This is a genomic window from Kitasatospora sp. MBT63 (genome assembly GCF_000710465.2).
Classification (GTDB): Bacteria; Actinomycetota; Actinomycetes; order Streptomycetales; family Streptomycetaceae; genus Kitasatospora.
This window is the reverse complement of record NZ_JAIZ01000296.1, coordinates 1-11140: the sequence shown is the minus strand read 5'-3', so window position 1 is coordinate 11140 and position 11140 is coordinate 1. Positions and strand designations below refer to the sequence as shown.

General features: G+C 74.6%; 10 protein-coding genes. 5 read left to right on the top strand and 5 right to left on the bottom strand.

What is annotated here, in order from left to right:
• From AA75_RS18435 to modA, 4 genes are all read right to left on the bottom strand, one after another.
• The coding region (locus tag AA75_RS18435) for a serine/threonine-protein kinase (RefSeq protein WP_033821183.1) at nucleotides 1-919 on the bottom strand (919 nt) is incomplete at its 3' end.
• Nucleotides 920-927: 8 nt separating this feature from the next.
• Nucleotides 928-1704, bottom strand: coding sequence for a hypothetical protein (locus AA75_RS18430; RefSeq protein WP_033821182.1), 777 nt, complete (start codon nucleotides 1702-1704; stop codon nucleotides 928-930).
• A 111-nt stretch (nucleotides 1705-1815) separates the two neighbouring features.
• Entirely contained in the window at nucleotides 1816-3486 is a 1671-nt protein-coding gene (locus AA75_RS18425; protein ID WP_051812719.1) for a BBE domain-containing protein, read from the bottom strand.
• A 155-nt stretch (nucleotides 3487-3641) separates the two neighbouring features.
• The gene (gene modA, locus AA75_RS18420; RefSeq protein WP_033821181.1) at nucleotides 3642-4475 is read right to left on the bottom strand and encodes a molybdate ABC transporter substrate-binding protein; all 834 of its coding nucleotides are present in this window, start codon (nucleotides 4473-4475) and stop codon (nucleotides 3642-3644) included.
• 279 nt (nucleotides 4476-4754) lie between these two features.
• Between modA and AA75_RS18415 the strand changes: the two genes are divergently transcribed.
• The 3 genes from AA75_RS18415 (at nucleotide 4755) to AA75_RS18405 (ending at nucleotide 8942) form a co-directional block, all read left to right on the top strand.
• Nucleotides 4755-5672, top strand: a complete 918-nt coding sequence (locus tag AA75_RS18415; protein WP_033821180.1) for an Lrp/AsnC family transcriptional regulator — start codon at nucleotides 4755-4757, stop codon at nucleotides 5670-5672.
• Between the two features lie 148 nt (nucleotides 5673-5820).
• A complete protein-coding gene (locus AA75_RS18410; protein WP_082526617.1) occupies nucleotides 5821-7299 on the top strand; it encodes an APC family permease in 1479 nt (492 codons plus the stop codon).
• Nucleotides 7296-8942, top strand: coding sequence for an amidohydrolase (locus AA75_RS18405; RefSeq protein ID WP_033821179.1), 1647 nt, complete (start codon nucleotides 7296-7298; stop codon nucleotides 8940-8942). Before AA75_RS18410 ends, AA75_RS18405 begins: the two co-directional genes overlap by 4 nt.
• 121 nt (nucleotides 8943-9063) lie before the next feature.
• Here the strand turns inward: AA75_RS18405 and AA75_RS18400 are convergent, their stop codons facing one another.
• Nucleotides 9064-9747, bottom strand: coding sequence for an AAA family ATPase (locus tag AA75_RS18400; RefSeq protein ID WP_233289075.1), 684 nt, complete (start codon nucleotides 9745-9747; stop codon nucleotides 9064-9066).
• 196 nt (nucleotides 9748-9943) lie between these two features.
• On the opposite strand from AA75_RS18400, the gene AA75_RS18395 reads away from it, so the two are divergent.
• Nucleotides 9944-10687, top strand: a complete 744-nt coding sequence (locus tag AA75_RS18395) for an MBL fold metallo-hydrolase (protein ID WP_033821178.1) — start codon at nucleotides 9944-9946, stop codon at nucleotides 10685-10687.
• A 133-nt stretch (nucleotides 10688-10820) separates the two neighbouring features.
• Nucleotides 10821-11140, top strand: a 320-nt coding sequence (locus AA75_RS18390) for a hypothetical protein (protein WP_033821177.1), incomplete at its 3' end; no start/stop codon positions are given.

Here is an 11140-nt window from a genome sequence, read left to right as displayed (position 1 = left end):
CGGCGCGCGCGGGTGGGGGCGGTCCGCCGGCCTGCCGCACCCGCGCCAGCAGTTCGGCCGCGCCGAGCCGGGAGCGGACCGCCGGATCGCCCGCCAGGCAGTCGGCGATCACGGCCCGCCAGCCGTCCGGCAGCCGCTCGTCCAGGCGCAGCGGGGCGGTGCCGCGCGCGTACGCCTGCGCGGCCAGCGACCTGGCGCGGGCGGTGGCGCCGAGGAACGGGTGGAGTCCGCCGGTGAGCACCTGGTGGGCGAGCACCCCGAAGGCCCAGACGTCGGCGCTCGGCCGCAGTTCCACACCGCGGGCGCCGGCCCGGTGCGACCACCACTCGGGCGGGACGTGGTCCGGCGAGCCGAGGGGCGGGGCGTAGGCGTGGGTGCCGCCGTCGAGTTCCGCGCTCAGGCCGAAGTCGGCCAGCCGGACCCCGCCGTCGGCCATCAGCAGGATGTTGCCGGGTTTGAGGTCGCCGTGCACCCAGCCGCGGCCGTGCATGTGGGCCAGCCCGGTGGCGACCTCGGCCAGGATCCGGGCCGCGCCGGTCACGGCCGTCCCGGGCTCGCCGTCGGCCAGCACCTGCTGGAGGCTGCGCTCGGCGCGTTCCATCACCAGGGCCAGGGCACCGTCGAGCCGGGGATCACCGGGGTCGCGCACGGTGACGGCGGCCAGCGTACGGATCAGCTGGGGGTGATCCGCCCGCCGGCTGAAGTAGTCCTCCCGGCGGACCAGTTCGGCCATCGTCCGGTGCCGGCCCGGGGTGGGCAGGCCCGGCCGGAGGAACTTCACGGCGACCGTCCCGCCCGCCGGGTCCTCGGCCGCGTACACGCTGCCCCAGCCGCCGGACCCGATCAGCTCGGTGATCCGCCAGCCGGCGACCTGGTACCCGGCGGGGACGTCCAGGGGCGGGGTGCCGTCGTCGTCCATGGCGCGGGTCAGCCGGCGCCGCGCCGCGGCGGGAGCAGCGCCAGGTGGTCCTCCCGGACCAGGTCGAACCGCAGCGCCAGCGCGACGAGTTCCTCCCGCTTGCGGCCGGTGCGCCCGGCCGCCGCGCGCTCGTGGTCGCCCTCCTCGCGCAGCCTGAGCTTGGCCTCGGCGAGGTAGTCGATGTGGTAGTTGACGGCCGAGCGGGTCAGCGTGCGGCAGGTGGGCAGGGCGCGCAGCCGTTCCAGCACCTCACCGACCCCGGGCACGGCGGCGGCGGACGCCTCGCGCAGCCGCGGCTCGCACAGGGCCAGCAGGACCAGGAAGTACTTGGAGGTGGGGTCGAGGGCGAACGGGCTGACGGTGTGCTCGCCCGCGCCGGGCCGCGGGCCGCCGTCGAGGTAGGCGTGCTGCGGCGCGAACACCTTGAAGGCGGTCGGGCCGGCCACCGCGGGCAGCACCACCCGGGAGAACTCGAACGGCACGGGCGCGCCCAGCCGGCCCGGTGCCACCTTGACGTGCTCGCCCGCGCCCTCGAGGTTCTCCACCACGTACGTCGCGGAGCCGCTGAAGTTGGAGAGCCGCCAGTAGTCCTCCGCGGCGGTGACCTCGCCGGCCCGGCGTGAGACACCGCGGTCCGTCAGCTCGATGGCGGCCGGGCTGCCCGGTGCGCCGCGGCCGAAGACCGCGCTCTCACCGGGCCCCATCCGCAGCAGCCCGGGCCGCTGCGGACCTCGGCCGCCGCGGGCCCCCGGGGCGTCGGGCAGCTGCACGATCACCGTGTCCAACGGTCTCCCCTTCCCACCGCGCGCGCACGAAGCATCCTACGCGCTCCGATGACGGACGGTCACCCTCAGTCATCGGGCGGCGTGTTGGGGGAGGGACGGGAGGACGGCCGTTCAGCCGACCACGGACTGCTTGTGGTGGAAGACGTTCCACGGGTCCCAGATCCGCTTGGCCTGCTGCAGCCGCGGATAGTTGTCCTTGTAGTACAGCCGCGGGTAGCGCGGCGCCGGGTCGGTGGCGATCCCCAGGTCCACGTCCGGGTAGTTGACGTAGGCGCCGTCGGTGCCGAGGTCGTGCGCGGGGTCGCTGACCTCGGGCACCCCGCCGGTCTCCGCGTAGACGTCCTGGTAGAACCCCTGGAGGAAGTCCAGGTGGGCCTGGTCCTGGGCGGGCACCGTCCAGTAGGTCTGGTACTGCAGTTTGGCGATCGAGTCCCGCTGCGGCACGGCGGTGTCGCAGGGGCGGACGGCGTTGACCCGGCACCCGTAGGAGTCGATCTGCACCAGGGTCTGGGTCATGTCCACACCCGGGTTGTCCTTGGTCAGCCAGGTCCAGGTGGCCGCGATGTTGTGGTCCGAGAACGGCTTGCGGTGGTAGGCGGACTTGTACTTGCCGCGCTGGTTGGCGCCGGAGCCGTTGAGCGTCTGGGTGGCCTGGAGCCAGGGCATCTGCCGGCGGCGGTCCGGGTACGGCAGGTACAGGCCGCCGGCGGCGTCGGTCTGGACGGTGGCGCGGGTGGTCAGACCGCTCTCCATCGCCTCCAGGTACGCGTCGAGCGGAGCCGGGTCGTCGCCGACCCACTGGCTGAACAGCGCGATGTTGCCGTTGGTCTTGTGGGTGAGCTTCAGAATGCTGAACAGCTTGTCGTACAGCTGCTCGCCGGGGCCGCTGTGCGCGGCGAAGAACTCGCCGAAGTTCTGCATCAGCCGGGTGAAGTCCTCCGGCCGCTTCAGGATGTCGGCCCACGGCCAGGCGATGCTGCTGAGCCAGACCCGGGCCGGCGGCCTGGGCAGCTCCTCGCTGAAGTAGTAGCGCAGGACCACGCCGAAGTTGCCGCCACCGCCGCCGGTGTGCGCCCAGAACAGGTGCGCGGTGTCCGAGCCGGCCGGGTCCGCGCGGTGGGCGCGGGTGACCTCGGCCCGGCCGTCCCGCACGGTCACCACATCGACCTGGGTCAGGTGGTCGACCGTCAGGCCGTCGCGCCGGTTCAGCACCCCGTAACCGCCGCCGCAGACGTGCCCGCCCGCACCGACCGAGTAGCAGGACCCGGCGGGCACCGCCACGTCGTAGCGCCGGAACAGTTCGGTGTACATCTCCCAGATGCTGGCGCCGGACTCCACGCAGTAGGCGGGGCGGCCGTACTTGTCGGCGGTCCGGCGGACGCCGGTCATGGTGCTCATGTCGAGGATCGCGCCGCCGGTGTTCTCGACGAAGTCCTCGTAGCAGTGGCCCCCGCTGCGGACGGTCGGGCGCAGCCCCCGGTCGAGCGCCTCGCGGACCGCGGCGACGGCGGACCGGTCGTCGGTGACCAGCTGGATGTAGGCCGGTTCGCTGGTCCAGCGCTGGTTGAAGCCCTGACTGAGCGTCTCGTAGCGGCCGTCGCCCGGCAGGACGCGCAGCTGCCCGGGGTCTGCCGCCCCCAGGTCTCCGCCGGGATCGCCACCACCGGGGTGGCCCGGCTCGGCCCGGGCCGCGCCCGCCCCGAGGGTGGTGACGGACACGCCGGCGGCGACCGCGCCGGCGGCGGCGCCCAGCAGCCTGCGGCGGGAGACCTCGTGGTTCACGTGCTGACTCGCCTTCACCGGGGTGCGGGCCCGGGGGACGGGCCCACCGGGTACGGGCCCACCGGATACGGCGGGCGCACAAATGGGGAGCAAATCGGGCGAATTGAGGCTAGCAATCGGCCTTTCCCGCGCCTCCCCGACACTCCGGCGGCAGGCTAGGTGCTCAGGAAACCGGCGTCCATGAGCACCTGCTGCCCCTCCGGGGACTGCACCAGGGCCACGAACGCCCGGGCGCCCGCGCTGTTGGGCGCATGGGTCAGGGCTGCGATCGGGTAGTCGTTGATCGCGGCGGAGGCCTCCGGGAAGTTCACCCCGTCGACCTTGCCCGCCGCCGACCTGACGTCCGTCCGGTACACCAGCGAGGCGTCCGCCTCCTGGAGCTCGACCTTGGTCAGGGCGGCCTTCACGTCCTGCTCGTAGCTGACCGGGGTGAGCCGGACGTTGCCCGCGGCCAGCGCCTTCTGGGCAGCGGCGCCGCAGGGCACCTCCTGGGCGCACAGCACCACCTTCAGGCCGGGCTGGGCCAGGTCCTGGAGGGAGGCGATGTGGTGCGGGTCACCGGGAACGGTGGCGATCTCCAGCTGGTTGCGGACGAAGGTCTGCGGCTGCCCGGCCGCGTCGCCCTTGTCGGTGACCGTCTTCATGGTCGCCGGACTGGCCGCCGCGAACACGTCGGCCGGCGCACCGTTGACGATGCTGGCGGCGAGCGCGTCACTGCCGGCGAAGTTGAACACCACCTTGGTGCCGGGGTGCGCGGCCTCGAACTTCTGGCCGAGCGTGGTGAAACTCTCCTTCAGCGAGGCCGCCGCGAACACCGTCACGGTGCCGCTGACGCCGGCACTGCCCGAGGCCGCGGAGGACGCGGAGGCCGAACCGGACGCGCCCGAGGACCCGGACGAACTCGACGAACACCCCGCGAGCGCCAGCGCGGCGGCCAGGAGACCGCCCGCGAACCGCAGGCCGGGGCGGGAGAGGAGACGGTTCGTCACAAGGAACTCCCTGTCTGCCGTGCGCGGATTCGGGGGCGCGCTCCGGGGGCCACGGCGCCGATCATAGGGCCGCACCTGCGGGGCGAACCGGCACATCGGCCTCGCATTCGCCCGGTCGCACGAGCCGTGAGGTCCGCAGAGGCGGATGCCGTCGACATCGGACAACTGCGCATTCCGTCCATTCCGTCGACCGCCGCTCAGGTGGATCGTCCGCGGCCCGGGGATGCCCGGGCCCTAGGCTGGCTGCGCCCCGCCGCACCACCCCCTGGGAGCGACCTCGTGCCCGACACCACCGACGCCACCGACTCCGCCGTCGTCCGCGAACTGCAGCTCGACGGGCGGGTCACCTACCAGCGGCTGTCCGAACTGCTCGGCATCTCCCGGGAGGCGGCCCGGGCCCGGGTGCAGCGGCTGCTGCAGCGAGGGGCGGTACGGATCGTCGGCATCGTGCCGCCCGCCGTCGCCGGGATCGAGGCCGTCGCGCACGTGTCGCTGGACGTCGCAGGCGCCGGCGGCCCGGCCGCCGCCCTGGCCGCGGCCCGCCGGGCGACCAGCTTCGTCTCCTGCACCGCGGGCCGGCTCGCCGTGGTCGCGGAGGTCCGGGTCGCCGACGAGGCCGCTCTGGAGGAGGAGTTCGCGGTGCTCCGGGCGGCGCCCGGGGTGCGCGGCGTGGAGGTGTTCCGCTGCGCCGAACTGGTCCGGGACGCCTACTCCCCGGTCCTCCCCGGTACGGCGGCCCCCCGGATGCCCGCCCTGGACCGGGCGGACCGGCGGCTGCTCGGCCTGCTGCAGACGGACGGGCGGGCCAGCTTCGCGGCGCTGGCCGAGCAGGTCGGGCTCTCCCAGCCGGCCACCCGGGCCCGGGTGCTGCGCCTGCTGGAGGTCGGTGCCGTGCACGTCACCGGCCTGGTGGAGTCACGTGCGCTGGGTGTCCGGGAGGCGGCCGGGGTCGGCCTCGGCGTGCACGGGCCGGTCGCAGTGGTCGCCCGCGCGGCGGCCCGCCTGCCCGGGGTGAACTACGTGGCGACCGGCTACGGGCGGTTCGACCTGGTGTGCGGCCTGGACGCCCCGGACCGCCGGGCGCTGTCGGCCGGCCTGGAGGCCGTCCGGAGCCTGCCGGGGGTGGTGCGCTGCGAGTCCTGGGTGCACCTGGACATCGTGAAGGAGTCCTACACCTACGATCTGCCCATCGAATAGGCGATTCATCGGCACTGATGTCGCTGCCCCTATGAATTGCCGGGGACTACGAATTTGACAGGCGAAATGATGCAAAGAAACCCTTGACGCATTCTTTTTGCCTCGCCTTCAATGGCCGGACACCTTCCCCCAGAGAGCCCGGTCCCCGATGACGACTTCCCCCCAGCCTGCCGGCGCGCAGCCCGCCGTCGCGGCGCTGCCACGATCCCTGGGCGTGTTCGGCGGGGTCCTGCTGACCCTGTCGTGCGTCACGCCCGCCTCCTCGCTGTTCATCGTCGTCCCGCCGCTGCTGCAGTCCCAGGGCAGCGGCGCCGTGATCAGCCTGCTGATCGCCGCGGTGCTCTCGCTCGGCGTCGGCCTCTGCTACGCCGAGCTGGGCACCCTGGTACCGAGCGCCGGCGGTGAGTACTCGATCGTCGGCCAGGTGCTCGGCCGGATGGCCGGCTGGCTGGTGTTCGTGATCTCGATCGTCTCGCTGCTGGTGATCCCGCCGATCATCGCGCTCGGCACCGCCGGCTACCTCGGCTCGGTGCTCTCGCTCGACCCGGCCGTCGCGGGCGGCGCGGTGATGGTGCTCGCCATTGCCGTCGGCGTCCTGGACATCAAGTCCAACGCGCTGATCACCGGCGTCTTCCTCGGCCTCGAAGTGGTCGCGGCCGGCGTGGTCAGCGTGCTCGGCCTGACCCACATCCACCAGCCGGCCTCCTCGCTGGTCCACGCGGTGGTCCCGGACGGCCACGGCGGCACCGGCCCGTTCACCGCCGGCCTGCTGATCTCCGGACTGGCCGTGGCGATCTTCACGTACAACGGCTTCGGCACCGCGATCTACCTCTCCGAGGACCTGCGCGAGCCGCGCCGCTCGGTCGCCCGGACGGTGCTGTGGTCCCTGCTGGCCGGAGTCGTGGTGATCACCGTCCCGGTGGTCGCGATCTGCCTGGGCGTCAGCTCGCCGGACCAGCTCGCCGCGGGCGACCTGGTCGCGATCGTCGACTCCTGGGCGGGCAGCACCGTCGGCACCTTCGTCAGCCTCTGCATCGCCGCGGCCATCCTCAACGCCGTCATCGTGATGGTGATCCAGAACGGCCGGGTGCTCTACGCCTCCGCCCGCGACCGCACCTGGCCCGACCCCGTCAACCGGGCGCTCGGCACCCTGCACCCCCGCTGGGGCTCCCCGTGGGTGGCCACCCTCGCCATCGGCGCCCCCGGCGCGGTGCTCGCCCTCACCGTCCCGATCGACGCGCTGCTCGGCTTCACCGGCGTCGTGGTCGCGGTCATCTACCTGCTGCTCGGTGTGGCCGCGCTCGCCGCCCGCCGCGGCCGCCACCGCACCACCGACGCCTGGCGGATGCCGCTGTGGCCGCTCGCGCCCGTCCTGACCACCGCCGTCCTGGCGTACGCGCTCACCCAACAGGCCCGCCGCGACCTGCTGATCACCCTCGCCGTCCTGCTGGTCGGCGCCCTCTACTGGGCGTTCTACCTGCGCCCGCGCAGCGCCACCCACTGGGTGCTCAGCCTGCCCGCGGACCAGTCCGGCCGGACCGCTGCGCCGCCCGCCGCGGCCGCACCCACGTCCGTTCCCGCCACCGCCACCGCCGCCACCGCCGCCACCGCTCCGGAGAACCTGTGAACCGCCCCGCCGACCTGATCGTCCACCATGCCCACGTCCACACCGTCGACGACCGGCGCCCCCGGGCCGAGGCCGTCGCCGTCCGGGACGGCCGGATCGCCTGGGTCGGCGACGGCGACGGCTGGCGCGAGCTGGCCGGCCCCGGAACCGAGGTGGTCGACGCCCGCGGCCGGCTGCTGCTGCCCGGCTTCGTCGACAGCCACAACCACGTCCGGCTCGGCTCCGACGCCGCCTGCGTGCAACTGGCCGGCGCCGCCGACCTCGCCGAGATCGGCCGCCGGATCGCCGACTGGCTGCACCGCAACGCCGCCGCGGACTGGGTCGAGGCCGAGGCCTTCGACTACTCCGCGATCCCCGGCGGCCGGATGCCCACCGCCGCCGACCTCGACCCGTACACCGGTGAGCGGCCCGCCTTCGTGCTCAGCTACGACGTGCACACCGCCTGGCTGAACACGGCCGCCCTGCGCCGCCTCGGCATCACCGCCGGGACCACCGACCTCGCCTTCGGCACCGTGCAGAAGGACCCGGTGACCGGCGAGCCGACCGGCTTCCTCACCGACTTCGCGGTCCGCGGCCTGTCCCGCGACGGCCACCGGGCCCTGCGCGCCGCCGGCGTCCCCTGGGCGGACCCGGACCGCCAGTACGGGCGGCTGTGCGCCAGCCTCGACCAGGCCGCCCGCTACGGCATCACCACCGTCGTCGAACCGCAGAACTCGCTGGACGACCTGGCCCTGTTCGAGCGGGCCATCGCCGAGGGCCGGCTGCGCTCGCGGCTGGTCGCCGCGCTGTTCCACCCGCGCGGCACCACCGACGCGGACCTCGCCGAGTTCGCGGCCGCCGCCCGGCGCCACCACGGCGACCGCTTCCGGGTCGGGCCGCTCAAGCTGTACATCGACGACGTGGTCGAACCGCACACCGCCGCGCTGCTGGAGCCGTACGCCGGACACCACAGCCACCGCGGCGAGACCTTCTACCCGCCGCAGGAGTTCGCCGAGACGCTGGCCCGGCTGGACGCGGCCGGCTTCCAGACCTTCGTGCACGCCACCGGCGACCGGGGCATCCGTACCGTGCTGGACGCCGTCGAGCACGCCCGCCGGGTCAACGGCCCGCGCGACGCCCGGCACCAGGTCGTCCACGTCGAGTGCCTCGACCCCGCCGACGTCCCCCGCTTCGCGGAGCTCGGGGTGGTCGCCTGCATGCAGCCCCGGCACTGCTCGCCCGACATCGCCGGGCCCGGCCGCGACTGGGCGGAGGCCGTCGGCGAGCAGCGCTGGTCCAAGGCCTGGCCGATGCGCAGCCTGCAGCAGGCCGGGGCGGTCCTGGCGTTCTCCAGCGACTGGAACGTCGCCGAGATGGACCCGCTGATCGGCCTCTACACCGCCGTCACCCGCCAAGGCCTGGCGGGCGGCGAGGCGTGGATGCCGGAGGAGACCGTTCCGCTGGCCAGCGCCCTGCGCGGCTACACCCTGGGCAGCGCGTACGCCAACTTCCTCGACGACCGGCTCGGCTCGATCACCCCGGGCAAGCTCGGCGACCTGGTCCTGCTCTCCCAGGACCTGTTCGGACTGGACCCGAAGGCGATCCTGGACACCCGCGTCGACCTCGGCGTGGTCGGCGGCGAGGTGGTTCACACGGCAGGCTGAGCCCCGGCCGGATCGCCCGGGTACGGACCGCCCGGGTAGGGGCCGGTACGAGGGTGCGTCGCGCACGCCCGGCCGGGGCCGGGAGCCGCTGGACGATCCGGTGCGAACTGCCGGCCCTGGCTCAGCCCGTGGGGTCGGCCGGGGCGCCGAAACGGGCCGTCACGTGTGCACGGGAGGAGCGGTCCAGCAGGACGACCGAGGTGGCCTCCGCCACCGCGTCCGGTACCGGAACGGCGGTGGCGGCCGGGCCGCCGGGCGTGAGGGCGTCGAGCAGCCGCCCGAGGCCCGCGCAGTGCCGGTCGAAGGTCCGTCGGGGTGCCCACCGGCCGCGCGCCTGCTGGCCGTTCAGCGCCTCGGTACGGCCGACGTCCAGGACCACCAGGTGCAGCTCCCGCCCCTGCCGGGCGGCGCCGCGGGCCAGCCACCGGCGCAGCCACGGGCGGCTGCCGCAGTCGTGCACCAGCAGCGGACCGCCGCCGCGCACGCCCGCCCGCAGCCACCTCAGGTGCACCAGCCGTGCCCACGGCCGGTACACCCCGTACGGCAGCCGCTCGGGCATCACGGCCTCGCACGCCTCGTGCACATCGCGCGGGTCCACCACCCGGACCGTGTCCGACCAGCGGCGCAGCAGCGTGCTCTTGCCGCTGCCGGGCAGGCCGGAGACCACGACCACGGCGTCCGCCGGATAGTGCAGCACGGTCGCAAGGCCGGGCCTCCCCCGCAGGTCCAGCAGCCCGACGGTCCGCTCGGCGGCGGACCCGTCGCCGGGCGGCCCCGGCACCGCTGACCTGGTGATACCGCGCATTCCTGCCCCCATGACCGTCCCCGTTCCGCCTCGTCGGCCCCACAGCTTCGCACGCGCCCGCGCGGCGCCCGCCGTCGGGCACCCCGCCGCAGAGCGCCCCGCCGTCCGGGGCCGCCCGCCCGCCGGGCCGTGCCCGGATCCTGCCCGGAGCGACCCCTGACGATCCGCCGGAAGGTGCTCCTGGCAGGCTGGAGCGGTGGACAACTGGTACCGGGAACACCCGACAGGCACCGGCGTCGTGCGGATCACCGAGCCGTACGTCGACCCGCTGCTGTCGGCCAACCTGTGGTGGCTGCCCGGCACCGACCGGGACCTCGTGGTGGACGCGGGCCTCGGGGTGGTCCCGCTGCGCCCCGCACTGCCACGGCTGTTCGAACGCGATCCGCTGGTGGTGCTCACCCACGCGCACCTGGACCACGTCGGCGGCGCCCACGAGTTCCGCGAGCGGGCCGCGCACACCGCCGCCGTTTCGCTGCTGGCCGGGGGCGTACCGGCCGCCCTGTACGGCGCCGACCTGTACGCGCGGCTCGGCCTCGACCCCGGCGACGGGCCGGTCCCCGGCCTGCTGCTGAAATCCCTGCCGCACCCCGGCTACGACCCGCGCGGTTACCGGGTCGAGCCGGTGGAGGTGACCCGGCCGCTGGCCGACGGCGACCGGATCGAGCTGGGCGGGCGCACCCTGACGGTGCTGCACCTGCCCGGCCACACGCCGGGCTGCCTGGCCCTGCTGGAGGAGCGCACCGGCGCCCTGTACTCCGGTGACGTCGTCTACGACGGACTGCTCATCGACGACCTGCCCGACTCGGACGTGCCCGCCTACCGGCGCAGCATGGCCTTCCTCGCGGAACTGGACGTCTCCGTGGTCCACCCCGGTCACGGGCGCAGCTTCGACGGCGCCCGGCTGCGCGAACTGGCCGCCGGCTACCTGCGCCGCACCTGACCCCGGGGCCGGCCCCGGAACCGTCCGGCGGCCGGTGACGTCCGAGGCGGGGGGAGTGCCCGGCGCCGTGCGTGCCTGCAGCCGCCGGACCCGACGAACAGACGAGACGAACAGAACGGAGTGAGCGTCAACCGTGTCCCATCACGATCCGTACGGTGCGCAGCAGCAGGCCCGGCCGCCGGGACGGCCCGGCCGGGCCTGGTGGTGGCTGCCGGACAGCGAGCGGCGCCGCCGCAAGCAGCAGCGGCGCGCCTGGCAGGAGCACCGGCGGCGCAACCGGAAGCGCGACAACGACTGCTGCGACGCCTGCGACGTCTGCGACTGCCTCGGTGACCTGGCCGACCCCTGCATGATCGCGCTGATCCCGCTCACCGCTCTGGCGGCGCTTAAGGCGGCGGTCGGCGCGGCCACCGGCCGGCCGGGCCGGGCCGCCGCGGACCCGGCGGCGCCGGT

Coding starts and splice junctions, on each gene's coding strand:
- AA75_RS18410 (WP_082526617.1), top strand. CDS start 5,821: ATGACGACTTCCCCCCAGCCTGCCGGCGCGCAGCCCGCCGTCGCGGCG.
- AA75_RS18400 (WP_233289075.1), bottom strand. CDS start 9,747: ATGCGCGGTATCACCAGGTCAGCGGTGCCGGGGCCGCCCGGCGACGGG.